This is a genomic window from Haloarcula sp. Atlit-47R, from assembly GCF_003665985.1.
In the GTDB taxonomy this organism is placed as follows: domain Archaea; phylum Halobacteriota; class Halobacteria; order Halobacteriales; family Haloarculaceae; genus Haloarcula; species Haloarcula taiwanensis.
In genome coordinates, this window is record NZ_QPLQ01000010.1 from 18207 (window position 1) to 43016 (window position 24810).

Consider the following 24810-nt stretch of genomic DNA (forward strand, 5'->3'; position numbering starts at 1 on the left):
TATCTTTAATTGAACTCTTCGGGTACTGAGTCCTCTGAGATACGGCCGGTTGCTATGTTCCACTGCCAGTCAATCTCAGTTCCACAGTTTTGGCACTCTGAATACCCGTTCTTCCAGAAAAAATAATTTCCACATTCATGACACTGAACATCGTCGAACGCCGTTGGAGGGGGATCAATGCCATCCTGCTTAGACTGTCGGTCACGAACGCCCTCTCGATACCACTGTTTCCATACTCTCTCGTCGATGAGTGGGGCGATGTTGATCTCCAGGGATACATCCGATCGCTCGGAGTAGGGCGGTTCTGTTCCGCGTGCAAACAACCGCTCCCAAGAAACCGTCCGAAATACTATTGGTTCAATCACGTCCGGCGGAAGGCTAATCACCAAGTCCGACTGATCAACGACCTCATCACGTACTTCAGCTTGGTACTCTGTTGCAGGATACTCCTCCTTGCCTTGTTCTACCCACGCCGGAAACAGAGTATCCCATGATTGCTGTTTCCAAAGATATCGTGCCTTTTGATCGTACCACTCTGGCGGGAGTGTGGCTGGCACTTCTCCCGAAGGTAACTCTTCCCACGCAGTGTGCCACTCTTGCTGGTGAGCGCGGTGACTATACGGTGGTTGCCACCACTCACTCTGCGACGGTACCCACTCAGGCCATGCCGCTTCCTGAGCGCGTGACCGGACATCGACCTCCGCCATCCGCCATTGGTGTTTCCCAAAATCATCCGCATCTGTCCAGACAACAGCATAGTCCTGCTCGATGAAGTCTGCCGTCGCGGCGTCGATATCTTTTGACTCATTCTTATGCTGGACTTCAACAACGACGCCACGACCTAGCTGGGAATCTCTCTTCTCGAAGGTAATAACTGCGTCTCCAAATCGCCGCTTTTTGTCCGAATGGGGTGCTCCGAGTCGCTTCTCCATTTGGCAGTTCGAAATGTTGCTCTCAAAAATACTCTCCAATCGGTCGGCAGCCAGTGATTTCCACTTTAGGTGCTTATCCGATTCAGCGACGGATTCGCAGGCTGAAGTCCCACTTCCATCGCTATGACCCATCCCTTCGGTATGTTTGAAGTGACGAGCGCGCCCGTCACTGGACCTACTCCAGACTCGCATCTGCCCACCACATTCAGGACATTCTACATCGGTCTTTTTTGGTACTTGTCGCGGGGCAGCTTTTCGTCCATCATAAATTGCAATCCAGGGCATTGTGTGTTCTACACTCCAGTAAACAGTAGTCCACAGATGGTCTTAATTGTCAGACCAGCGGAGTGAAAGTATAATTCGTGGACGTAACGGCGATAGCACAGGGGTTTCTGGTTTTAATTTTGAAGCAGTGCAGTGCGATTTTCAACGGCTTGCCGCCACCGCTGGATGTACTGCAACGTCTTGCGTGAGGCAACCTGCTGTGAGCTACTATACTCTCCTGAAATGTCTTTGAAATCCTCTTGGAGATCTTCAACCACGTCCTCTACGCCTGTCTCTTCAACCAGCCGAGCGTGTTCCCACCGTTTCAAAATTCGGTGTTTCATCACAATCGTTTGCAGTGCCGTCTCGTCATCCTCTGCTTCATCAAGCTCGGCGAGATCTAGCCAGTCATCGAAGTGTTGGCTGCAGAATTGACACTCGCATACCGGCTCATCTGCCCGTGTCATGATGTCCACTACAGCCTGAATCTGGAGGAAGTCTTTGGCTTTATCGAGGTAATATCGTGACGACATACCGCTACTTGTCTTTGGCTTGACGGACTCTCGGTACTGCTCTCCATGGATTGTCCCATAGGCCGCCCCCTGGAGGCCGAAGTCGTGAAGAAGGTTTGCGAAGAAGTCACCGTAGTAGAAGTACGGATCAATACCCGCAGACGAGAGATCATATACGAAGTCGATGATATGTTTGTATTCGGACTCTGTGGTATCGTGCTTATCAAGATCTTCAAACAGAAGGAAACACTCTCCAATATCCTCGTTGTTGAGTAGCTGAACCAATTCAGTCCGGTTCTCACCGCGAGCGATTTTTCCCGTCGATGTGTACACTACCGGTCGCAAAGGACGAGTTGCTTGGGCCTTCGAGGCTTCAAGAATTGTCTCGAATGCGTCGTAATCTTGCTGTGTTTCCAGTTTATGTCCCCATGGGATAACAGCGTCCGGTTTAGCTTCCTCTCTACCGATGTCTAATTCTTCATATTTTCCGAGATTGGATTCAAGACGGTCATAGAGAATGGTTTCTTGGAATTCGATTGCGTCCTGTGCAATCTGTTGGATTACACCTGTCTGTAAGAATCGAGCGTTGACCGTCCCCGGATCGTTGAGCAGTCGTTTGAATGGATCGCCAAGCTCAGATGCATAGGCACTATGCCATTGTCGAAGATTTCCGTTCTCATACCGGAAGCTCTTCCCTTGTCGAAATTCGGTAAGTATAGGGTCAATATAATAACTGAGGCTCCGTTCCTCAATCAAGTCAGCAAGCAGCTTTGGAACCCGTTTTTTGGAATTAGCGAGGAGATGCGCTGATACGAGAGCTGAATCCCATAATTCGTGGTAGTCGTCGAAAATAGCCCGCTCGTTATTGCTCTTGTACCGGACGATCGTCTCGAACATCGTCTAAGACTCGGTTGACGATGTTTTCCTTCCTACATAATTGTTGTGACACAGATTCAGCTTTGGAAATAACTTCAACGTCTTCATCGATGCTTAGTAGCCCAATTGAGAGGTCTTCAACACGATTTTCAAGTTCTGTAGAAACAGAATGGTCCCAGACGGCTAAATAAGAGTAATCAACCACGTCGGCGTCACGGCGGGCCTGTTCAATTCCGCGGCCAATATTCCGTGCTTTCATTTCGATTGCAATTGTCTCATCACCGTCAACAGCTAAAATGTCGATCGGGTACGAGAAGACACGTGCTTCAGTGGTGAACACAATCTCTTCACTTTGCAAATAGTCTGCGAGGATTCCTAGTTGATACTTTTCGGGGATGTACTGATTGGAGTGCTCATCCTCACTTTCAGCCCACCGTTTCGTATATTCTTGTTCGACATATTCGATATCAGCCATCAGTCTCCCTCCAACTCAAGTTCATCCTTGATTTCGGACTCCCTGGCGAACGACGGATATGACGTGTAGACAACTTCCAGTAGTTCCTGTAGCGATAGGTTGCCATATGACTCCACCAAGTTCTCAATTTCCGTTCGATACTCGGGTTCGAGAATTTCGACTAACTGAGATGCAATCTTCTCCCCTTTTGAGGTAATAGTAAATTCTTTGTTTGTTAGGTCATCGTCACCGACACCGTCCACTGAACTACCGTTTAGCGGAGTAGCTTCGATAGCTCCCAGTTGGAGAAGGAAGTGGAGTTCTTCGTAAACTGCCTCTGAGAAAGGACCCATCTTATAGGGCGCAAAATTGAACGCAATATCGTCTCTGTACTCTTCAAAGAAGTTGGTTTCCTGCTCAATCAGGAAAAGTAGCTTCTGGAGTTTCGTGACACCATGGATTGACTCCATATGGTAAAATAGGATGAAGACAACGTCAGTCCGGCGATCAATTTCATCAATCGGTGGCACGTGAGATACCTATCGCATCTGACTAGCTCTTGGGTAATGAAAGTTTACAGCCTGAGGGAGAACTTGAAATCACTCCCCGACCGCTTCCTCAATAATTTCGATTTCCTCGTCGGTCAACCCATACAGCTCGTAGACAACCTAGTGATAAGGTCGTCCGCCTGTTCAATCTTCACCTCCAGTTCCAGCCCGGTCTTTGATCTCGATGTTGCTCTCTCACTTACGCAAACGTCGTCAACAGTCGGCGGCATGAGCTTTCGGAGCCGGTTGACAGCGAAATTCTCTTCGTGGCTGCGTAGCAACCCTAGCGTATTTGTATCGCCTTGACATACGATATTCTTGACCGGCAAATGAGAGACGATAACGACCCTGAGAAACAGCGGATGAAGGGTCAAACCGAGATCAAGCATACGATTCTTCAAAAATATCTCCGACCGTGGCTCTATAAAATCACGGAAGTTGACGATCACATACGCTATATCGACGGGTTTGCCGGATGGGGTAGATATGATGATGGATCACCTGGATCACCATTGCTTGCAATGGAGGTTGTAAGTGAGAATTTAAATGACGGGGTGGGAAGACTGAATTCAAAATTAGATACTTTTAATTGTACTTTCATAGAGAAAACGCATGAAAATTATAAATCACTGAGCAGAGCGGTGGCAACTGAAGAAAAAAATACTCCCTCTCAGATCGTAACAGACACTCAGAATCGAGAATTCACGGAGTTTGCTTACGACTTTATTGCGAAGCATCAAGACGGTGTTTCCCCCTCATTCATATTTGTTGATCCGTTCGGATTCAGTGGTGTTCCCTTCAGCGTAGTTGACGATCTCATTAATCTTCGACCGAAGGGGATTGAGCTGTTTATTACATTCATGTCGGGGAAGATGGCTCGCTTCAAAGATAGCGAGACTCATCAGGTAGCTATTGATGAAATCATGGGTACGGACTCTTGGAGACAAGAAGTCGATGCAGAATCTAGAGATGAGCGAGCAGAACAATTCATGCGGTTATATGAACAGCAGTTACGTTCCGTAGCTGATGTTGAGTTTGTTTGGCCCTTTGAAATGAAGAAGGAGGAGTCGCGGCAGACGAACTACTACCTCGTACATGCGACAAATCACTACGACGGATTCAAATTAATGAAGGACACCATGTTTAGAGCAGGTGCCGAAGATCAATTTGCATATTTGGGCCCCGATCACTACAGATATGCAGATTCTCAAACGGGTCTCAGCGATTTTGATGAACGTGATGAGAGTAATAAGAGAATTCAAAAATTAGCTGATTTTCTTCACGATGTCTTTGCCGATGATAAGTTGAGATTTGGCGATGTGATGCGGTTAACCTACGAACAAACCACTTTGATTGAAAAACACTACAGAAGGGCGTGTAAAACGTTAGTTGAACAGGACCGGGCGCGAATTATTAACCGACCTGCTTTGGCTGAAGGGACCGAGACCGGATTGAATAATGATGACCGGGTGCGGTTTATAGATCATCCCGGGTTAGATGATTTCTTAGACTGAATTTGGCACCATCGGCATCCGTTCTTGTGGCACCTTCCGTTCTGCAAACTCCTCCGGTGACTGCCGATCTCGCCAGGACTGCAACCACGCTGCCGTCTCTTCGTCGACGTGCTTGATCAACTGCTTGTCGGGCCATAGATGCACAGGCAAATCCAGTTCTCGCCCGATCTCCTGGACCCACCGTAGGTGATCCGTCGCGTACTCAACCCATTGCTCACGAGACCGCAGCGCATCCAACTCTTCGGCCAACTCCGTTTCACCAGCGTCCCGCGCTGCTTCGACAGTCATCTCGAAGTTCCCACCACGGGGATTGATCGGCTCGTGGAACACAACCGCCGGGTCACACTCTGCGACCCGCTCTAGCTGTTCCCGAAGGTCGGCCTTCCCTTGCGTGGGATAGGTCGGACTCATACTGACAAACGTCTGCACGCCATGCTCGTTGAATTCCTTCAACCCCTTCAACCGCAGTTCCGGTGCTGGCGCACTCGGCTCAATCGCACCCACTTGCTCAGCGTCCATACACGGAATCGATGACCCAATGGTCACATACTCGCCAGCATCCTGAAAGACATCCAGATCCTGCAGCGCCAGAATCGGGTTCCGGGTTAACACCCGAACGTATTCTTCGTGGCTTGCGATAGCGTCAACGACATCGCGGGTGATCTTCCCGGCTCGACCATCCATGTAGCAGTCCGTCGAAAATGAGACACCAACAACACCCTGCCCACGCTCTGTTTCCCGCCATGTTCGTTTTCGATCCAAGTGCCCGTCCAGTCTCTCGCCTAAATCATCCCGGTAGAGCACGTAGTTCCCCCACTCTTTCTGGCCGTTATCAACATCGGCTTCCTCTTTGAGCATATCCGGCCGGGTCCGGATGTTCGGCGTCGAGGGAACATAGCAGAACTTGCAGCCATGCCGACAGCCTGTCGCTACGTTGACAACGTAGTCACACAGATGCTTGCTGTTGAGGCCCGACTCACTGAGAATCGCCTTTGTAGGGTCTTCTCCTGTTCGAACGTCTTCGTGGCCGTCTGTCATATGTTATCTTGTCTTTCTCGTCTACTTCTAGATATAAATACATACATCAAATGTAGCGTTCAGTTTCACTTTCACTCCGCGTGGCTGACTTCTAATGGGGTCCAGTATAAAAAGACAGGTAGGAGAGAGACGCATGGACCTCACCTGGGACACCGGCGATAGCTGGTTCGAGCGGACCTACGCCGTTGAACACGCTGGGGAGACGGTCGCTACGTTCGACGACCAGCCAACGCTGGACGAGCTCCGTGCACTCTCACGGGACTACGGTGCCCCGACCGAACGGCTCGACCTCTGGCAAGCCGGGCTGCTGTGTACCCAGTGCAACGACGAAATCAACGACCGCTTTGCCGCCAACCCACAGGGAGACCTGCTATGCTGGGACTGTGCCACTGACACCGAGAGCCACGCCGAGCATGGGATTACGGTCAACACTGACCCGACGAAGTCGGTGATGAGCGAGTCCCATCTCCACACCAAGAGCCTCTGTGACCACGTCATCAACGTCGCCACTGGGTGCCGACACGGCTGTGAGTTCTGCTACGTGCCAACCACCCCGGCTATCGACAGCCGCGATGAGATGCTCGCCGAACAGGCCGGCGTCGACGACCCACAATCCGACTGGGGAAGCTATCTGCTGTACCGAGACGACCTCCCAGAGCGACTGGGCAACATCCTCGACGAGCGTGATGCCAGCGAGCGCAAGCAGACTGACCGTGGTCGCGGCGTGGTGATGCTGTCCAGTGGCACTGACTGTTACCAGGACCGACGGACAGCCCAGATTACGCGTGGCGCTGTTGCCGAGCTCATCACACACGACATTCCGGTTCGAATTCTCACGCGAAGTCCTGCCGTGACTCGGGACATCGATCTCTTCCAGGCCGCCGGTGACCGCATTACCGTCGGCTCGTCGATTCCCTCCTTCGATGCGACGCTCGTCAGGGCGATGGAACCGAACGCCCCACCACCGATGACTCGCTGGCAGGCGTTGGACGAACTCCAGCAGGCCGGTGTGTCGGTGTTTGTCTCGATGTCGCCTACATACCCGACGATGGGCGAAGACGACTTTCACGAGCTACTCAGCTACGTTAGAGCGCTCGGTGAGGTTGTCGTCTTCCACGAGCCAATCAACCCGAGGGGCCAGAACTTCCAGCAGTGTCTCACTGCCGCCGAGCAAGCCGGCTACGACGACGTGGCCGAGGAACTCCAGCAGATGCAGGACAGCCACCAGTACTGGGTCGAGTACGCCCTCGAACAGTTGAACACGGTCCAGCAGGTGGCCACCCGCTTCGACGGGCTCGATGTCCATTCTTGGCCAGACGATGAGCTGGTGCGCTCGACGAGCGGCCAACTGCGGTCGAAGCTCACGGCAATGCAACAGGCCGTATCACCGGAATCGTTCTCCGAGCGTGAGACAGATACCTCGCCTGGGCAGTCCGAGTTAGCCCGGGACGGCGAGTCTATAGAGCATCTCATCTAACGCGTCTATCAGGCACCGCGCTAGGGTTTGGCTGGGTTAACGTTGCAGCCGCCGCCGTCGCAGGCCGAGTATCAGCACATGGCTGCGACGGTGTAGGTGAGCAGACCGCTAACCAACATTAACTGACCAATACCCACCACCGTTGGTTAGCCGACGATCAATTGATTTCTGGCCGTCGTTTGTTTCTTACCATCTCACCAGAAATACCCGCCCAGTGGGTATGCGTATCAAGTGTTGCTGAAGGTGAGCGGCAGAAGAGTTACAACGCACTGTTCCGGTTAGGACTATCCGTACAGAGTATGGTATTCATCGAGGTGACAGGCCTCCTGTGTGTACTCGCTGGAGGATATGCACTGGCTCGTCCGCTGTCGATCCGTAACTATCCAAGTGCAAACCAGTGGGAGTCTGACCCTGACAAAGCTAAACAGGAGCAACGCGCATATGCCGCTATGGTTGCGTTCTTTGTGATACTGAGTGGTATCGCGCTCATCATTCTCGGTCTACTTGGATACGGTCCTTGAGTAGACTGTACTGACTACCGCTCGTGAACTATTCCCAAGGCCGCCCGCTGTTTCTCGGCTTCTCGACGGTCTTGACGATGGCGTGGATGTTGCGGTGATATGACGGGTGTCAATTGGGTAGCTAACCAAAACACCCCGGCGTCACCGAGACCGTTATACGACGACTCAGCCATCAGCAGTATGGCTATTCGTAGCCGTCCCCAGAAAACCGCTACAAGCCACGTGACCCCAGTCGCTACCAGAGAGTCGAACGTCGGTGCGATAGTGTCGAGAGGCCGTTATCCGCTCGTGTTGTTCACCACTGTTACGGTCGACTCGTCGAGGTCGATAGCGACGCTATCAGTCTGTTCGGATGTGTTTTCGGCTTCGGCCTGGCCGTCTCCGTCGGCCATTTCGATGTTCTCTTCAGCTATCTGGAGTTCGACCCAAGTGTGGGTAACGGTCTCCGCGTCGAGATCGACCGTCAGCATGACCGAACTCCCGTTTCCGTCGGGCCGCTGGAGTTCGATATCGACGGCGCCATCGGCGGTCGCTTCCGTGACTGTCGCTTCCAGCGTCGTTGCGTCCAGATGTGTCCGAACGTTGTAGCTTGTCTGTCCGTCGGCCACGACAAGATGCTCTATCAGTTCTCGGTCATCCTGTTCGAGCACGCCGACCTCGTCGACGAAGTTCAGATTTACTTCGTTGACGTCTGGCCGGGCAGTTCGCACGTCGACCGTCTCGTTGGTTCGGTTGACCGTCCCCCGAACCGACGGGAGGCAGTCGTCGACAGGTCGGACGTGAATCCCAGCAACGTCCAGCGGTTCCACTCGCTCTGTGGACTCGTAGTACTGATTGATCTGTACTTCGAGGTGGCTGTATTCACCGAGCCCTGCGCGGTCGCTCGTCTCGTCGACGACGAGTTCGGCAAGCCGCTGGCGACCGATTGCGTCGACTGTCGCACCATCGTGGTGGGTGACAAGTGTGACGGTCACGTCTCTGACCTGATGGCGGGTGCTGTTGCGCTCGGGACTGTCGAGGCGAAGGGCACCGCTGCATGTGCGTTGCGCTTGCTGGAAGGTGTACTCACTGTCGTCGGTCCGGGTCGCCGTTACGTTGATCTGCTGGTCCGTGTCCAGTCGCATGTCAACCGTCTCATTGGCCGGGGCGTCGGACGTCTCGTTGATTGGGCCGTCGATCCCACCAGATTGGGTCGCGCCTGCGATGACGGTCGCGCCACTGGCGATTAACAACACGGTCGAGATGCCGAGGGCGTACATCGCGAGTCTGTAGTCATGTTGCATGATTTTCGCTCCATGTGGATTGATTCGGGTGCATTGGTTACTCCGACACCAGTCGGGCGGGGACCCGCAGGGCGACTCCGGCCAGCGTCGAGCCAGAGCCGCGGTCGACTGCATACGGTCGTCCGACTGCTGTGGTCGTGGCTTACAAGAAAGTCCTTGTAAAGTACCGTTGGAAACAGCTGTGGAACACGAATGAAACGCGTTTCACCGGCGTTTCACAGGCTGAAACTGATGAAAACCATCAGGTTCATATCACCGATGTTTCGAGAATCAACCATGTCCCCAGTCCCTCCCTCCAGACTGGTGCTGGTCCTCTCGCTGATCGTCCTCGGGAGCAGCCTCGCAGTATTTGGCAGTGTCAGTGGCATCGTCCCCGACGACACCCACGAGTTCGCCGTCGAGGACGACACACTCATCGCCACGACTGATAGCGGACAGCGGCACGAACTGGTCGAAGACGTGCACACGGTGTCCCGAATCGAGATCAGCCACAGTGACAGTCAGTACGTCGTCCGAACGGTCGACCGTGAGCCGCCAGCAGTCGGTACGCAAATGCGTGTCCGAGCACAGCAAATCGTCACATCCGTCGAGACAGTCGGCGGCGACATCCCGGCGGCAGACAGCGCTGCGTACACCGTCCATCGGATTCCGACACAGCTCTCCAGCGACCGCGCAGCAGTGCTCGGAGCTACTCCGAACGCGTCCCTGCAGGCGGTGGTCGCCCCCAACGCGTCTGCGTTCACCGTCCGACAGCACGACGACACCGTGGTCTTCGAGCGACGCGAGCCGCAATGGAGCGGCGACCGCGTGCTCGTCGTCGTGACATCACCTGACTCCGGGACCGAGTACAGTGTCGTCGTCAACCTTCGCACCGAGACCGTCGACTCGCTCGTTCGACTTGACAGGGGTGCCCGATGAGACCGCTTCGCTCCCGCCCACGATCCGAGGTACTCGCAGCTGGGATTCTCGTCATCGCTACCGCTATCCTCGTCACACAGTTCCTGCAGGCGACCCCAACCGTCGTGGCTGGTGGTGAGCGTATTGGAATCAGTAGCTGGCAGTTCTCCCTCGGTGACGCGGTCGTCATCGCGGTCGGGGCGTGTGCTGCGGGAGCGAGCGCGACAGTGCTGCTCAGCGGCGCTGGTTCGTCAGCGGTGGCCACAGCGGACACCGAACGCTCAGATCCACCGGCCCAGCAGCCCGACGACGCTAGCAACGAGTTGCTGCAGGCTCGTCGACGGGAATGGGAGACCACCTCGGAACGACTCGCGAGCAATGAAAAACTAGTTTATCAGACGGTGCTTGACGCCGATGGCGTCCTGCCTCAGAGTGAGATTGTCGACCGAACGGACCTCTCGAAAGCGACGGTCAGCCGCACGCTCGACAGTCTGGGGGCCCGTGATCTCGTCGAACGCAAACGCCGTGGAATGGGGAATATAGTGTTACTCACGTAGGTAGTCTGGTGCATGTGGCAGTGGTGGAAACACTCACACTGGGAGTAAATCCGAGCGACAGGACATGAGAGCCATCGCTGTCACTCGTGAGCGTCGATCCAGTGTACGCCACCACCGGACCACGGACGACGGTCCACACCGATCGCATCGCCCGCTCGACTCGCCGTCGGCGCCATGGAGGGAGCATGAACAGCGATCAGTACGAACTCCCCGCGAAGATCACGCTCTTCGTCGCGAAACTGCTCGGCGCTGTCGTCGTCCTGACCCAGCTGTACGACCTGCCGAAAGCCTCTCTTCTCGGGGTGCTGGTCGTCGCGACAATGGGCTTCTCAACAGTCTTGACGATGGCGTGGATGTCACGGTGATCGTTTCATTCAAAGTACGATGTTCTGTCGATGACGCGCTGGCAGGCGTTAGACGAACTCCAGCAGGCCGGTGTGTCCGTGTTCGTCTCGATGTCACCAACGTATCCGACGATGAGCGAAGACGACGTTCACGAGCTACTAAGCTATGTTAGAGCACTCGGGGCAGGTCGTCGGTTCTGGCAGCTCCCCATCCTCGGTTGCCTCGAACCAATCGCCGATACAGTGCCAGCGCTGTTCGTAACCGGGACAGTACGGCGAGCCCGTGCCCCAGCGTTGTGTCGGGAGGTCGAGACCCTGGCTAACACTTATTTCCGAAGACAGGCAATTTTTGCGTGGACGGACCACTGTCACACGCTCCATCCATCCCCTTTCCATGCCTGATGACACGCGAAGTCTCGGTCGCTGTCCAAACTGCGACGAGCGTATCACAACTCCGTGGCTGCTGGTTGAATACGAGAAAGACGATGGGACAGACGGAATCTGGGCCGAGTGTCCAATGTGTGAAGATGTCGTTGCGCCGGAGTAGCTGTTTATTAGTCAATACTATCGTCCGACAGAGACAGTGTCCAAGCACGCCTATAAGATTCACCACTTTTTTACTAAATCAGTAAACCACTACTGATATGGTTCCCCTCGAGGTGTTAGTTACCCCCCTCCAAAGCAGTGATGCCGGTGGTATTGTGCTCCTCCTGTTCAACCTACTGATTGCTGGCATCCAGATTGCCGGGATGTGGATGGTATTCAAGAAAGCTGGTCATGCAGGGTGGAAGGCAATCATTCCGCTATACAACCTCTATATCATGCTTCGGATCGGGGAGAATGCATGGTGGTGGTTGCTCCTCATATTTATTCCGGTGATAAATCTATACGCGCTGTATAAGATTCATGCTGGAGTAGCTCGAGCGTTTGGGAGAGGTATCGGGTTTGGGCTTGGGCTCACCTTCCTTGGTATCCTCTTCTTCCCACTGCTGGGCTTTGGCGATTATCAGCATCGTCAGTCTGGTGGGCTCGCATAATCTCAGAAGCTGAGACCGGCGTTCTCAATGTATATCGAACTATCTTCCTTTGATGGCCCCAACTGGAGATCTGCTCGACAAACTGCAACAGAATGCAGTCTGTAGCAGTCCAAGCCGATACGCTTAGTCGCGTTCCAGTTGGCGGCACTGGTGATGTGTGACACCGAGAGTGATACACTATCGCGGGGATGTGCTTCCATCATCCCGTACACACCCACGATCCGAGAGTCACCAGTACTGAGCGGAGAATGGCACGACGAGAGGTTGTGAGGTTATCCCCCGTAGCCCTCGCCCTTGATTGGGCCGCTAAACACGCCGTAGAGGAATTTGAAGTACCACAGTACCAGCAGCAGGACCGGAAACCCGAGGACGGTCACGAGGTTCAGCGCTAGTGGCGACACGACCGCTTCTCTGACCAACAATCCGGTCGGCGGGTAAATCGTCGGGTACAGCAGCATTGCGACCAAGATCGTCAACAGTGTGGGCAGCGCTAGCGCGCTCGCGAGCCAGGCTCGGTACCGGCCGCGTCTGGCCAGTACGCTCCCGCCCAGCCCAACGGTGACCGAGAGAGCGACGACTGCAGTGACGGGCAACGAGAGCACCGCGTCGGCAGCGCCACCCGCATCGGTCAGGACGACGGTTCCCAGCAGCACGACCACACCGCCAAGGTACGCCAGTGTCGCACCGATGCCGTACGCTCGCAGTTCCGATGCCAGACCGGGCTCGGTCTTGGCTGCGAGGAACGCCGCCCCCGTGGCTATCGAGACGGCGACTAGGCCGACGCCAGTCAACGCCACTGGTAGCGTCGCCTCGCCGAACAGCCAGCGACCCGCGAGCATCCCCAACAGGAGCGGCGCGAACACGCTCCCGCTGATGAACGCGTAGTCGGTGTAGCGCTTCCAGCGCTCGTCGTCGCGCTGCTCGCGGAGCTCCGGACCGAGACCGCGAAACACCAACGCGACGACGAATCCGAGCGCGAGCAGATAGTTGTCCGCCAGCAGGCGCGAGTACACGCGCGGGAACGCCGCTAGCAGCATCGTCCCGAAGGCGACGACCCACACCTCGTTCGCGTCCCAGACCGGTCCGAACGCCGCCAGGAACGTCTCTCGCTCGCGTTCGTCCGTCCGGGTCGCGTAAAGCATCCCGATACCGAAGTCGAACCCGTCGAGGACAACGTACATCCCCAACGCGAACAGCACGGCGCCGAACCAGATCTCCGGCAGGGACTCGACGAGGTACGCGTCGACGGGCAACAGCGTGTCAGTCATCGCTACTCACCCACGGAATCGGGCCGTGCCACCGGCCGCCACTCGACTCCCGGACGCCGAGTGACCGGAGTTCCTCCCGGACCAGCCACTTCAGGATGTACAGTGCAGTCAGCATCAGCCCGACGTAGAGTACGACGAACCCGACCAGAGTCAGTGTCGCCTCGGCCCCGGTGAGCGTCGATGACACCGCCTCGCTCGTCTTGAGCTCGTCCTGGATGACCCACGGCTGCCGGCCGATCTCGGTGACGTACCAGCCGGTGAGCAACGCAGCGTAGCCGAACGGTGATGCAGCGATCATCGCCTTCAGGTAGCGTGTGCTGTCGGCCAACCGGCCTCGGTACATGAGGAACCCGCCCCAGAGCGCGAGCCCGATGAACAGGAACCCGAGCCCCACCATGAAACGGAACGACCAGAACACGAGTGCTACGGGGGGGTTCTCCTTGTACTCGTTCAGTCCGATGACCTCGGCGTCAAAGTCCCCGCCACTGGCGAGGAACGACCCAACCGCGGGGAGGCTTACGGTGACGAGATTCTCGGCACGCGGATCGGTGAGTGCCTCAGGTGACTTCGGAAACGCGAGCAGGTGTAGATCGGCCTGCCCCGTCTCGTAGTGTGCCTCCATCGCGGCAAACTTCTGTGGCTGGGTGTCCTCAACGTGGCGGCCGTAGGCGTCGCCGTGGATCGCCTGGAATGGTGCGGAGACGATCAGGAGTACGACAGCCAACTTGAGTGCGGTGTTCCAGGCTTCAGCATCGGGCTTTTTCCAGACGATGTACGCCGAGACGCCTGCGACCAGCAGTGCGACCGAGATCACCGACGCGTTCATCATATGGACGTACATCCATGGCATTCTCGGGGTGAAGAACGCGGCGAACGGGTCGGTTAGTTTGGCGATTTCCATCCCGTTGCGGGTGACCATCTCGTAGCCTCGTGGGGTCTGCATCCAGGCGTTGACGATCAAGATCCAGAACCCCGACAGCCAGGCACCGAAGCCGACGAGTACCGACGAGATGACGTAGGTCCGATCCTTGACGCGATCGCGGCCGTACAGCAACACGCCGAGGAAGACGGCCTCTAAGAAGAACGCCATCTTCGCTTCGAAGGCCAGCGGGCCGCCGATCAGTTCACCGGCCACTTCGGCGAACTGTGGGAAATTTGTGCCGAACTGGAAGCTCATCGGAATCCCGGTGACTGTACCCATCACGAAGCCGGCGGCGAAAACCTTCACCCAGAACGAGCGCAATCGCATATACCGCTTCTCGTTCGTCCGCACGTCTTTCCATGTAAAGTAGATGATAAACGGTGCGAGCCCGATCGAAAGGGACGCGAAGATGATGTGAACGGAGATTGTCCATCCGAACTGCATACGGCTCGCGAGTTCCGGAGAGAGGATTGCCGCCCATACTGGATCGACGGCACTCAATAGTGTGATTGGACCCATTCACCCTACGCTACGACACAATAGCTTATGAGTAGCCCCACAGTTCCCACTTTAGAGAATTCACCACAACAGTATTGTATTATTAGAACCGTACTGCTTGCACACCTCAATTGCCGTATCAGTATACGATAGCTGATAGATAGAGTTGACCGATCCCAGCGATGATCATGACAACGCCGGCGATCGCCATGTGGCTTCAGTGGGTCCCCAGACTCGTGGTCAGGGAGCTCATGCAGCACTGACACGATGTTCCGAGCCGACTGCGTTGTAACTGATGGCGTCGGGTCCAATATCTTCGCCGCGTCATCGAGACTAGGGAACACAGCTTCGCCTGTCTCGGATTGCGGAGTTGCTTCCAGCGCCGTGGCCGGATGGCATCGTTGAAGCGTTCATAGAAACAATCACTGGGACTGGTTTCGCCAAACTCCGGATTGAAACAGCCGCCCAGAGAGTACGTTTACTGATCTTGAACTGCGCACTATTTTCTGTCTGGTATTGGTACGGCGGGATGATGGAGCCGCTTGAGATTGGATTACGGATTCTCGGTGGTATCATTCTCATCGGGGTGAACGCGTATTTCGTCGCGATCGAGTTCGCGCTGACCCGTGTCAGACAATATTCCAAATCGGAGTTCGATACGCCTGGGCTTGAGCTTGCCTGGGAAATGACCACAGATCTGGAGTTTTACTTAACCACTTGCCAGGTCTGGATCTCCGCAACCAGTATCGCTCTCGGGATTATCGCCGAACCTGGACTAGCGGCTCTGATCGAACCGGTGTTCGAGAACACCACGTTCGCATCGGTCGGGGCTGGCTCGTTACTCGGCTTTCTTATTATCAACTTAGTCCACCTCACACACGGGGAACAGACGCCTACCTACCTTGGTGTCGAACGCTCCAAACAGGTCGCCCGGTATGGGTCACGGCCGCTGTACTGGTTTGCCAAGATACTCGCTCCAGCTATCTGGGTCGGTGATTCGGTTGCAAAGGCAACACTGGGCCTGTTCGGCATCGAGATGACTCAGGCATGGACAGAAACCGAAACAGAAGTCATCGAAACCCGCGCTGACCTTCGGAACCGGCTTGGATCGGTACTCGAAGAGGGTGAATTGCCTGCAGAGCGCCGTGAAGAGATTATGAACGCGTTGACGATTGGTGAACAGTCGGTGAGAGAGGTCATGGTCCCCACCGAAGAAATCATAGCCATATCAACGGAGGATTCAGCTGAAGCGAACTTCGCAAAGCTCGAGGAGCACCCTCATACACGGTATCCACTAATCAGTGAGGATTTGACTGAGTTCCATGGGATCGTCTACAGTCCAGCTCTGTTCAGCCATCGTGAGGAACTCGCCAGTGGCAACGGTGCGTTCACTGAACTGGCGGCACCGACGATGACGCTTTCGCCCGATACCGATGTGAGCGACGCGATCGATCAGTTCCAGACAGAGCGACAAGAGATGGCTCTCATCATCGAAGACGGCGAGGTTATTGGACTGGTGACCGTCACTGACCTGCTGGAAACGATCATTGGTGATATCGAAGATCCGCTTGACCAAGGCAGCTCTAACGTACTCGAGTGAAAAATACCGAGCCATCAAAAAACAATTCCTCGTTAAGATGTACATCAGTGGACTCGCTATTTCTAACTGGTGCCGGAACCATCTTATGAGGCTGGCGTATTTTTCCCGGAGCGGGCTACAGATTGAGCAGATCGGACTGGTAGACATTCCACCTGTACCAATCGTTCATCAATGACTGCAACAAGGTTGCGAACGTTTCTATGACACGCTGAAGGAAGTCGCTATATGACACCGATCGGTCAATCGGTAGTGCCAACTCACCACTAACAGGTTCTATGGGGAGAAATTCCTGTTTGTGCGGAAATAGCACTACTATTTAGATCGTTAGAGAGTACAGCTGAAGGCAGTATTCTATCTTTTGTAATTTCGAGACCCCGATGATGCCGGCGCCGCTGCGCCGGGACGAGCCGGTCGGGCTCGACGAACTGCGCGCCTTCGGTGACGAGATTACCAGCCTCTCGGAACTCACGAAGAAACAGGAGGTGAGGATGTCATGAGTGAACTCCAGTTCGAGGAGCAAGCCGTCGAAGACAAGTTTCAAACGTTCATACAGACACTCACAGACTCCGAGACATATCTCGAATTCGCCGAGGCGAGCGAAGCACTTGATGAGGACTCGGAAGCTACAGCGTTACTCCGCGAATTTGACCAGAAACAGGAACAAATGCAACAGGGTGAGTTCGACCAGTCGGTGATGAGCGAACTGCAGGACCTCAAATCGGAGATCGCAGATAACGACACTATCCAGCGACACCGCGAAGCACGAGAAGCGCTCGTCGAACTCTTGCAGGGTACCAACGAGATAATAACTGAGCAAATCGGTCGAAAATTCGCTCAGTCAACTGGGGGTGGCTGCTGTTGAGTATCACTGACGAAGACGTGCTGGAAGCGGCCGAAGCACTGGGGGAGGAACTAGCGCAGAAACAATCCGAAGCGACCGATTCTAAGTTTGAGACGATACTAGAGGAGTGTAATAAGGCGATGAGCGAGGAGACCGGAGTCAAGTACGACAATGCCTGTGACACCGGCGGTTGCTGTTAAGAGTTGACGGCGATATCGGTAGTTCTTCATATCATATTTCGCACTTCTAGACTTAATCCTAACCAACTCAACCTACAAAGTTCTCAACCGGGGTTTAGATCATGTCAGATTAGACGTATTGAAGACACACATCAAAGTCCATTCTCTGAGGTTGTATGCGTGTGTGCTTACACATGATGCCCAGTGATGCTTGAAATTCACAGAATCGAACACCGGAGCGGTGCTTAACGGCTGACGATGACTGACTGTCGCTCGTTCGTTCTGGCAGGTCGAGATCGCCGAGGGCAGCGTTCCACGTTGCTGACCGGTCGTCACGAATCTACTGGAAGTCAAGATCCCGGGTGCCGCTGGGCTGGCGGGATATCCACTGGTCTGGGGCCGAATACTCGCTGGTCGTGGTGGGGGACTCGGCTGTTTTCATAGTGAGTCCTCGTACTGACACATATATTCTCAAGCAGCAAAAAGTTGCTATAGAGGCGATACAGAGCAGATTTTGTGTTTCTCTAGTGGCTGAGAGAATCCAACAATGAGTAGTGGATACCGACGAGGTAACACCGGGCGAAAAAGTTGAAGTGGCGCTGGAAAGATGCAACTGAGAATCGGTCGTTGCCCCAGTCGTGGGCCGACAACGGTCGCACAGAATCTCCCGAGGAGAACGAAGTGCAACTGTATGCAATCCAGTGTCGGGCTGGGCTCTTACTTGAGTGGCTAGTGAATACACGAACAGGGAAGCTACTCAGAGGTCCACTGAGTGAGAAGCCGGGGATTCGTGCTTTGTACGTCATCGCTGACGGTCAGTATGCGGTCATGAGACAGTTGGAGGCCCGCGAAATTGATGACAGTTGGAAGCCGCCCAAGCAGTTCACCAGCAGCATCGCGAAGGACATAGAGGAGGTTGATCCCGTTCCAGACCCCAGTCAGAACTACTACCGACAGGAAGTCGAGGACCTGTACGACTCGTCGTAGCCGCTGTAGAACGGTTTCTTTGCTCATGACAGCGATTGAAATGACCGCTCAGTAAGCGTGCGTGTTGAGTTTTTCAGGTTAGCAGCAGCTGTTCCCGGCGGGATTCCATCGTTTGCCACACAAGTATTAATGCCTGTCAACGCGAAAGTCAACGTACCAATGGCGACCGCAGATGAGCAGATTCGAGTTAGCGACACGGTGAAGCGAGAGCTTGACCGCCGCCGCCGGGAGGGCGAGAGCTATAACGATGTGTTGCAGCGGATGCTTGAGGACGACCGCGACCTCATGGCTGGGTTCGGCCGGTGGTCAGACGAACAGGCTGACCGGGCCCGAGAGACACGTGAAAAGTCCAAGCAGAAGTCGAAAGACCGGATGCGTCGGCTGGCGGATGACGAATGAAAGTACTCGACGCGACATTTCTCATCGACTATCTCAACGGTGTCGACGCCACCGCTGAGTATCTACTAGCCCATGACGATGAACGGTTCATTATCCCGGCTCCAGCATACGCCGAGGTCCTTGTCGGAGAGGGGAATGCCCCGGACGGCGATGTAGCAGCGGTAAAAGCTGACCTGTCGTGGGGTGAAGTTTACGAGACCGACGCGGAGACAGCCGAGATAGCTGGCGAAATCGCTAGCGAGGTAGGACCGCAAGGCCCGTTCCTCGCGGGGATGGACGGTCTCATCGCCGCTGTGGGCCGAGAACTTGATGCACCTGTGGTCTCCGGTGACCGTGATCTCACGCACGAAGAGACCAAGCGCGTCGTAGACGTTGAAGAGTATCGCTGAGACCGACGATGCTGGCGTCAAGCTCGTCGACTTTCCGGACAGCCCGGTCAAGCTGTTTGTAGGAGTCGAAGTGCAGTATCAGAGAGAACGCCGCGTTTCTAGACCTGAAGCGACGTTCGCACGGTCGTAGTCGCCTCGGAGAGTTGCAGCAGTGCGGCCCTACCGTTGACGTTGATTCCGAGCGATTCGAGCGCTTTGGGGCCCGTTTCGCCGGTTGTCCGGATGGCGCGAGTAGTCTTCGACGTGAATTTGGCACCGTTGTCGTTGATTCACTTCCAGGTATCCGAGTCCATCTCGCGCAACTTCTGAGTCGTCCGCTGGCGGGCGGGCAATCAGTTGCGAAATTCGTCAAAAGAGGGGACCGATCAGCTACTTCTCGGTGCCGCCGAGTCTCTCACGTAACTCATCTAACAGTGGTTCGACGTACTAAGAATCAGCATCGGGATCGTACTCCCGGATGGTATCAAGATACGTCTGGGCCGCGTCAGCAATGGTTTCGGCGAGCGCTTGCGTCGGCGCGACGGCTTCCGGCTCGGAAAGTTTCGGTGATTGTTCCCCGCGGTAGTCGGGGTTTTCGACGGCCTCTTCGCTGTAGCAGAACGTGAGATTCGTCCGTCCATCGCCGGCCGGTTCGAACACGAGATACATCGCGTCGATATAATAGTCATAGACGGCAACGTGGGGTGGCTGACCGTCGGTCACGCTCACATAGGTATGTTATCGATCCTTGCGATCGTCGTCGGATCGCAAGTAGACGCTCTGAACGTGGTCGGTCGAGCACGTCAGGCTACTACTGGGCTGTATCTCATGGGTCAGTGGCTCCTCCCGACGGCGATTTGGGTGGTCACCGCGACGGACATCGCAATCGTGGGAATGTCGACGCTGCTGTGGGGGCTCTGTCTCGTTGTCAGCATGCTTATTATCGCCTACCAGGCCTAGACTGCTGGGTCCGGTGGGGATGCCTCCGGTGGAGTGTCGACCTCGATTGCTGATTGAGTCGACCTGTGCAATGCTCCCTGGATAGTGCTGCCTGAGGGGTTCGAGCAGGTAACCGTGGTGTCAGTAGTTCGGGTCAGCCCCAGTCGGTAGCACATGGAGGCGGCCGTCGCTATCCAGAATCTCGGGTTGTAAGGCGTCTGCCGACAGGGCATCGAGGAAGGCAGCCTCTCGCGGGCCCGGAGCACCAGTCGTGAACAGTGGAACCGGATAGGTAGCGGGGTAGCCGATATCTCCCGGTCCACGGGGCTCGCCATCGACTTCGATCTGCAATATCCGGTAGTCGGTTGTCCCGCCGTCACGAAGGCTCCTGACATCTCGAACCGGAATTCGCGTAATTGTGTCGTCTCTGTCGCTGACGGTGTCCACCTTCCGGTCGACCTGGCCAAACAGTTCGTCCGCGCCGCCTCTGGGTTGCCCCGCGAGGACGGTCTCTTTGAATATCTCCGGCCCACCTTGCACGTCAACTGTCCCGGCCAGGTGGATCTCACGAGCCGGCCCGCCCAGCGATGCCCAGTTGTCTAGGCGCCCGTTGTAGATGCCGAGTAGGTCCGCCCTCGTGATCGAGGTCACGCCACTGTCGTAGAGCGCCGTACTTACGACAATCACCGTCCCCGCTCGAAAGAGGTCGTGCCGGACGAATCCAGAGAGATCCAGTTCGCTGTCGATCGGGGCGTACGCCTCGGTGCCGAGCCCGGCAATCGAAATCGATCCTGTAGCGAGCGCGTCACGGGCGTCGGTCTGGGTTGCGCTGGCGACCGTAATCTCGAAAGGTGGGGACAACGCCTGTCGAGTCGGGGACAGTCCGTGCTGGCGCCCGAAATATCCCGCCAGTCCGGGCCCGTCGCTTCCGAGGGTGTCGGCCAGCGACCTGCCGTACTCGTCGTCCGTCGGCAGGGGGTTCCCGTTCCAGAGCGTCGCAGCGCGGGCGACCGGACCAGTGAGCGCCACCGTTGCGATGTTGAGTGGCTCGGCAGTTGTTTCGGTTTCCGTCGGGGTGGCTGAGGCCGTCGCCGAGCGGTCGGCGCGGTCAGTGGTGGAGTACCGTTCCGTCGGTCTGTCCCTGCCGAAGATTCCTGTACATCCAGCTGAGAGCCCCGGTGGACATAGAGCAGCGACACCCCGGAGAAAGGCTCTACGGGAGGGCATCTGATTCGGACATACTGGCGACTATATGTAATAGTCGGGGGTATTCTCCTCCCAGCAGTGAGGGGGTGATAATCATTCCACGACTGGCAGCCACAGCACGGTGCAGAGGGGTACGGAGTCCCTCTGGCAGGTCTGGTGGGTATCTTTCCACTCGCACAGCGCACCACGAGGTCGGACACTCGGGATACGGAACTCGATATCCCCAGTCCAGACTCCACAGCACGGGAAGGTATAGGTACCCTGATCAGGTCATGAGAGTCCAGAGTTCAACCACACCAGACTCTTGTGTGTGAGCTCTGGCGTGGAATCTGTATGCTTGACGCAGAATTCGAAGTATGCACCGAGTGTGGCAACCTGCACATGGAAGGCGGCTCTGCACCCGACCACGTGGATGCGTGTGCCGTTTGTGACGGGCATCTCACCGACGTCGAACTGGACGACATTATCGGGCTGTAGTACAGCTTGACCACCCCTCTCATCAGGCCGGCTTCAGAGTGGTGTGAGTCGAAATCGACGTCTCCCGAGCCAGCAGGACCGACAGGGTATCGTCTATCGGGACGTCCGTTCGTGCTGAACCAGTCAGGACGACTGAATACCGGACGGTGGATTTCCGAAGGGGTTCGGTGGGTGGACCGTCACTTCGCCGTCTCGACATCCGTAATCGGTAGAGCCTCGGTGCGACTCATCAAAGATACGCACCTTCTATCACCGTCAGCTCATCAGTCTCGGTAATAACACCTACCACAGTGTCATTTAGTTTATCAGGCGTTGAAATACTACTATGATTACTGAGACAGAACTTATAGCTCTCCAAACCAATGCCGTTGATCGAGTGCTGTTAACCGTTCTACAGAGCGTGTCATAAAAAGCTTCGCACCGTCTGTCTATCCACTTCTTGTCAAAACTCGCGTGCGAGATGGAGGGCGCGTAACCGTCACGGGGCGTCCGGGAGGATGCCGAGTTGTCTCATCATGTCTCGTCAGACCTGTGCAAGGTACTCGTTTGAGGTTCTAGAGGACGGGTCAGTTATCGCTTCAAGTGGTGAGAAACTTCTCATTTATGGCTATCAGTACGTCTTTGCACAGTCCACAGAGGCGGCATTCATCACCCATCATCCATCAATTTCGGCTGAGTGGGAACGAACACTCAGACTGTCGTATCCAAGTGGCGAATCCGAGGTCACCCCGGAGGTACGACCTGACGAAGGTGTGTTTGAATTTAATTTCGCTGACTCGAATGTGGAGCCTGGCCGCTATGACTGGATATTAGAGATTACACCCCCCAATAGTTACACTATCGAGGTCGGAACATTTTTTGACCAGCTCATACAGGTCAACCCTCCTGAAGATAGTCCGTTCCCCAGTAGCTCTGAAGCGATGCAAGATGCAGGGGCCGTATCGAATTCGTCTGCAACACCGGTCCAGCCATCGCAAAAAACCACAAATGACGGTCTGAGAATACAAGATAGCGGACACGGCGGCGGAACGAGCAGCGACACCACAGGTCGTTTCCTCACCAGAGATGTCGGTATCGAATGCTCTACAGGCTGTGCTTTCGGGGCAGAAGCGAATCGTAAGTTCCGTATCAACAATCTAACTTCTGGAACATCGCTCACGTTCACTCCAAGATGAGGACCAAAGGGCAGGTGTCGAGAGCTTAGCGATAACAGTACTAAATGTATTCACTCTGAACCATAGCAGACGCTTATACTCGATACCGATCGAATTTTTGCGTGGAAGGAACACTGTCACGCGCTCCTTCCATACCCTTTCCATGTCCGACGACACGCACAGTCTCGGTCGCTGCCCAAACTGCGACGAGCGTATCACGACTGCATGGCTGCTGGTTGAATACGAGAAAACTGACGACACGGAGGGTATGTGGGCCGAGTGTCCAACGTGTGAAGACATCGTTGCACCAGAGTAATCCCAGAGGGAGCCTGGGGACTTCTCCGCAGGGACTGTCTCGGAAGAGCTAACCAACAAAAAGAGTTTTACGCGTTTTCGTTGGTTAGTCTACCCACCAGAGATGATATCGTTCGCTTCGTCACGTGTCCGCTTTGCAGCCTCCTGAGCGTAGCCTTCATGCGTGGTCTCGATGGATTTGTGGCGGAGTACATCCTGTGCCAGCTGTGGGTTCTCACGATAGATCTCCCGCCCGAGCCCACGGCGGGCACCGTGAGGTTTTAGCGGCTCTTCAAACTCGTAGTCTGCACACTCACACAGGTCGGCCAGGATGTTTCGAGCAGACTGTGTAGTGATCGAGGGCGTCGGCTCTATTGCTTTCGCCGCATTGTCCAGTCGGGGAAACACGGCTTCGTCTTCGGCAGGGTCACGGAGTTGCTTCCAGCGTCGGAGCGGGTCGATTGCCTCGTCGAGGATCGGCGCGGCCTCCCGGGTGCGGTTCTTGCCGAACACCTGCATGGTGCCGTCCTCAAGGTTGACGTGTCGCCACTGGAGCCCGTTCCGTGCTTCGTCATCAGAGACGGCGACGAGTTCGGCGCTACGCGCACCTGAGTAGGCAAGTAGGAAGACGAGTGCTTGGTCACGGTAAGCCGCCCTGCGGTTGATACCGTCGCTTTCGCTGGCTTCGTCGACGCGAGCGGTGGCTGTCGCACAAATAGCGTCGCGGTCCCGTGTGGTCCAGTACTGCTGGTCACTCTCGGTTTCGTCTGTCGGCAGTGGTCCCTCAGCGTGGTTGGTTTTGGCCGGGTTTGTTGGAACCAGGCCCTCGTAGACGGCCCACGTGAGAAAGGAGCGGACGTACGCGAAGTACCGGCGTGCCGTTTCGGGGGAGATGTCGTCCCGATCTTCAGCTCGCGCGAGGTCGCGAGCGTACTGTCGGCAGACATTCTCGTCGATGTCGTCGGGGCTGGCGACGCCGTGGCGGTCGCGAGCCCATGCGGCGAACTTGCGGAGGACGCTCGCGACGTTCGTTCGGTAGCGCCCGGAGTCGATATCGACCAGTCGTTTCTCGATGGCTGCTTCGAGGGCGTCATCCCCGGGAGTAGCGTCGTATGCAGGCGGAAGCCGATCCATGCTTCCCGTACAGCGGCGGTCCGGGTAAAACTGGTGGTGCTTACTATACTAATCATAACCAAATAGATATCAGACTGAAGTGCCGATTTCCGGTGTTGGAAGCCCTAACAGGCCAAATTACCAATCTATAAATCATATACCGCTATACTAAAACTGAGCCGGTTGGAAGTTGAGACTACAGCGGGTTTAGCGGGGCTATGATGCGTGCATTTGGACGGTTAAGTGATCGAGGATATCTTCAGATTAGCTCTCAACCACTCGATCATGTTGTACTGGTGATAATAATGCCA

The 24810-nt window shown here is 55.4% G+C and carries 28 protein-coding genes and 2 pseudogenes; 18 read left to right on the forward strand and 12 right to left on the reverse strand.

Going from position 1 to position 24810, the window contains the following annotated elements; genetic code table 11:
- Positions 1-5 precede the first annotated feature (5 nt).
- The 4 genes from DVK00_RS20195 to DVK00_RS20210 form a co-directional block, all read right to left on the reverse strand.
- Positions 6-932 carry a hypothetical protein gene (locus DVK00_RS20195; RefSeq protein WP_121578462.1) on the reverse strand — a complete coding sequence of 309 codons (927 nt, stop codon included), beginning with the start codon at positions 930-932 and terminating at the stop codon, positions 6-8.
- 398 nt (positions 933-1330) lie between these two features.
- Complete coding sequence (locus tag DVK00_RS20200) at positions 1331-2605, reverse strand: hypothetical protein (RefSeq protein WP_121578463.1); 1275 nt, start codon at positions 2603-2605, stop codon at positions 1331-1333.
- Positions 2571-3059, reverse strand: a complete 489-nt coding sequence (locus DVK00_RS20205; RefSeq protein ID WP_121578464.1) for a hypothetical protein — start codon at positions 3057-3059, stop codon at positions 2571-2573. Before DVK00_RS20205 ends, DVK00_RS20200 begins: the two co-directional genes overlap by 35 nt.
- On the reverse strand, positions 3059-3508 hold the full coding sequence (locus tag DVK00_RS20210) for a type II toxin-antitoxin system antitoxin SocA domain-containing protein (protein ID WP_233560856.1): 450 nt from the start codon (positions 3506-3508) through the stop codon (positions 3059-3061). Before DVK00_RS20210 ends, DVK00_RS20205 begins: the two co-directional genes overlap by 1 nt.
- Positions 3509-3915: 407 nt before the next feature.
- Between DVK00_RS20210 and tcmP the strand changes: the two genes are divergently transcribed.
- Positions 3916-5100, forward strand: a complete 1185-nt coding sequence (gene tcmP, locus DVK00_RS20215) for a three-Cys-motif partner protein TcmP (protein WP_121578466.1) — start codon at positions 3916-3918, stop codon at positions 5098-5100.
- Here tcmP and DVK00_RS20220 read toward each other — a convergent pair.
- Positions 5092-6138, reverse strand: a complete 1047-nt coding sequence (locus DVK00_RS20220) for a radical SAM protein (protein ID WP_121578467.1) — start codon at positions 6136-6138, stop codon at positions 5092-5094. The two genes, tcmP and DVK00_RS20220, sit on opposite strands and share 9 nt — an antisense overlap.
- A gap of 133 nt (positions 6139-6271) precedes the next feature.
- Here DVK00_RS20220 and DVK00_RS20225 point away from each other — a divergent pair, with 133 nt between their 5' ends.
- Positions 6272-7615: a radical SAM protein gene (locus tag DVK00_RS20225; RefSeq protein ID WP_121578468.1), complete on the forward strand. Its 1344-nt coding sequence runs from the start codon at positions 6272-6274 to the stop codon at positions 7613-7615.
- Between the two features lie 799 nt (positions 7616-8414).
- On the opposite strand, the gene DVK00_RS20230 is transcribed toward DVK00_RS20225, so the two are convergent.
- Positions 8415-9419 (reverse strand): hypothetical protein, encoded by a 1005-nt coding sequence (locus DVK00_RS20230; protein ID WP_147435939.1) that lies wholly within the window; start codon positions 9417-9419, stop codon positions 8415-8417.
- Positions 9420-9695: 276 nt separating this feature from the next.
- Here DVK00_RS20230 and DVK00_RS20235 point away from each other — a divergent pair, with 276 nt between their 5' ends.
- From DVK00_RS20235 to DVK00_RS20255, 6 genes and pseudogenes are all read left to right on the forward strand, one after another.
- A complete protein-coding gene (locus DVK00_RS20235; protein WP_147435941.1) occupies positions 9696-10337 on the forward strand; it encodes a hypothetical protein in 642 nt (213 codons plus the stop codon).
- Positions 10334-10873: a MarR family transcriptional regulator gene (locus DVK00_RS20240; protein ID WP_121578471.1), complete on the forward strand. Its 540-nt coding sequence runs from the start codon at positions 10334-10336 to the stop codon at positions 10871-10873. The genes DVK00_RS20235 and DVK00_RS20240 overlap by 4 nt, the downstream gene beginning before the upstream one ends.
- 185 nt (positions 10874-11058) lie before the next feature.
- The gene (locus tag DVK00_RS20245) at positions 11059-11238 is read left to right on the forward strand and encodes a hypothetical protein (protein ID WP_121578472.1); all 180 of its coding nucleotides are present in this window, start codon (positions 11059-11061) and stop codon (positions 11236-11238) included.
- 30 nt (positions 11239-11268) lie between these two features.
- Positions 11269-11400 (forward strand): annotated as a pseudogene (locus DVK00_RS22100) (radical SAM domain-containing protein); the annotation flags it as partial.
- A 211-nt stretch (positions 11401-11611) separates the two neighbouring features.
- Positions 11612-11764: a hypothetical protein gene (locus tag DVK00_RS21905; RefSeq protein ID WP_199722404.1), complete on the forward strand. Its 153-nt coding sequence runs from the start codon at positions 11612-11614 to the stop codon at positions 11762-11764.
- A gap of 97 nt (positions 11765-11861) precedes the next feature.
- Entirely contained in the window at positions 11862-12254 is a 393-nt protein-coding gene (locus DVK00_RS20255) for a DUF5684 domain-containing protein (RefSeq protein ID WP_101352087.1), read from the forward strand.
- Positions 12255-12526: 272 nt separating this feature from the next.
- Here DVK00_RS20255 and DVK00_RS20260 read toward each other — a convergent pair whose 3' ends face one another.
- From DVK00_RS20260 to DVK00_RS22105, 3 genes and pseudogenes are all read right to left on the reverse strand, one after another.
- Positions 12527-13522, reverse strand: a complete 996-nt coding sequence (locus DVK00_RS20260; RefSeq protein ID WP_121538755.1) for a cytochrome d ubiquinol oxidase subunit II — start codon at positions 13520-13522, stop codon at positions 12527-12529.
- Positions 13515-14963 (reverse strand): cytochrome ubiquinol oxidase subunit I, encoded by a 1449-nt coding sequence (locus DVK00_RS20265; RefSeq protein ID WP_121578473.1) that lies wholly within the window; start codon positions 14961-14963, stop codon positions 13515-13517. Before DVK00_RS20265 ends, DVK00_RS20260 begins: the two co-directional genes overlap by 8 nt.
- Positions 14964-15139: 176 nt before the next feature.
- Positions 15140-15345, reverse strand: a pseudogene (locus DVK00_RS22105) (hypothetical protein); the annotation flags it as partial.
- A gap of 129 nt (positions 15346-15474) precedes the next feature.
- On the opposite strand from DVK00_RS22105, the gene DVK00_RS20270 reads away from it, so the two are divergent.
- From DVK00_RS20270 to DVK00_RS20295, 6 genes are all read left to right on the forward strand, one after another.
- The gene (locus tag DVK00_RS20270) at positions 15475-16542 is read left to right on the forward strand and encodes a CNNM domain-containing protein (protein ID WP_199722505.1); all 1068 of its coding nucleotides are present in this window, start codon (positions 15475-15477) and stop codon (positions 16540-16542) included.
- A gap of 493 nt (positions 16543-17035) precedes the next feature.
- A complete protein-coding gene (gene hcsL, locus DVK00_RS20275) occupies positions 17036-17404 on the forward strand; it encodes a halo-CC-star protein HcsL (protein ID WP_121578475.1) in 369 nt (122 codons plus the stop codon).
- Entirely contained in the window at positions 17401-17583 is a 183-nt protein-coding gene (hcsS, locus tag DVK00_RS20280) for a halo-CC-star protein HcsS (protein ID WP_121578476.1), read from the forward strand. Before hcsL ends, hcsS begins: the two co-directional genes overlap by 4 nt.
- 807 nt (positions 17584-18390) lie before the next feature.
- Complete coding sequence (locus DVK00_RS22110; protein WP_233560857.1) at positions 18391-18549, forward strand: hypothetical protein; 159 nt, start codon at positions 18391-18393, stop codon at positions 18547-18549.
- A gap of 159 nt (positions 18550-18708) precedes the next feature.
- Positions 18709-18948, forward strand: coding sequence for an antitoxin VapB family protein (locus DVK00_RS20290; protein ID WP_101352139.1), 240 nt, complete (start codon positions 18709-18711; stop codon positions 18946-18948).
- Positions 18945-19337 (forward strand): PIN domain-containing protein, encoded by a 393-nt coding sequence (locus DVK00_RS20295; protein WP_121578477.1) that lies wholly within the window; start codon positions 18945-18947, stop codon positions 19335-19337. Before DVK00_RS20290 ends, DVK00_RS20295 begins: the two co-directional genes overlap by 4 nt.
- A gap of 426 nt (positions 19338-19763) precedes the next feature.
- On the opposite strand, the gene DVK00_RS20300 is transcribed toward DVK00_RS20295, so the two are convergent.
- Positions 19764-20045: a hypothetical protein gene (locus DVK00_RS20300; protein ID WP_232794608.1), complete on the reverse strand. Its 282-nt coding sequence runs from the start codon at positions 20043-20045 to the stop codon at positions 19764-19766.
- A 99-nt stretch (positions 20046-20144) separates the two neighbouring features.
- On the opposite strand from DVK00_RS20300, the gene DVK00_RS22355 reads away from it, so the two are divergent.
- A complete protein-coding gene (locus DVK00_RS22355) occupies positions 20145-20276 on the forward strand; it encodes a hypothetical protein (RefSeq protein WP_255410840.1) in 132 nt (43 codons plus the stop codon).
- 120 nt (positions 20277-20396) lie between these two features.
- Here DVK00_RS22355 and DVK00_RS20310 read toward each other — a convergent pair whose 3' ends face one another.
- A complete protein-coding gene (locus tag DVK00_RS20310) occupies positions 20397-21482 on the reverse strand; it encodes a substrate-binding domain-containing protein (protein ID WP_121578478.1) in 1086 nt (361 codons plus the stop codon).
- A 312-nt stretch (positions 21483-21794) separates the two neighbouring features.
- Here DVK00_RS20310 and DVK00_RS21910 point away from each other — a divergent pair, with 312 nt between their 5' ends.
- From DVK00_RS21910 to DVK00_RS21915, 3 genes are all read left to right on the forward strand, one after another.
- On the forward strand, positions 21795-21938 hold the full coding sequence (locus DVK00_RS21910) for a hypothetical protein (protein WP_198560286.1): 144 nt from the start codon (positions 21795-21797) through the stop codon (positions 21936-21938).
- Positions 21939-22453: 515 nt separating this feature from the next.
- Positions 22454-23113: a hypothetical protein gene (locus DVK00_RS21275; protein WP_147435208.1), complete on the forward strand. Its 660-nt coding sequence runs from the start codon at positions 22454-22456 to the stop codon at positions 23111-23113.
- Positions 23114-23255: 142 nt separating this feature from the next.
- Positions 23256-23408 (forward strand): hypothetical protein, encoded by a 153-nt coding sequence (locus tag DVK00_RS21915; protein WP_199722506.1) that lies wholly within the window; start codon positions 23256-23258, stop codon positions 23406-23408.
- Between the two features lie 89 nt (positions 23409-23497).
- On the opposite strand, the gene DVK00_RS20315 is transcribed toward DVK00_RS21915, so the two are convergent.
- Positions 23498-24520, reverse strand: coding sequence for a tyrosine-type recombinase/integrase (locus DVK00_RS20315; RefSeq protein WP_121538476.1), 1023 nt, complete (start codon positions 24518-24520; stop codon positions 23498-23500).
- Positions 24521-24810 lie beyond the last annotated feature (290 nt).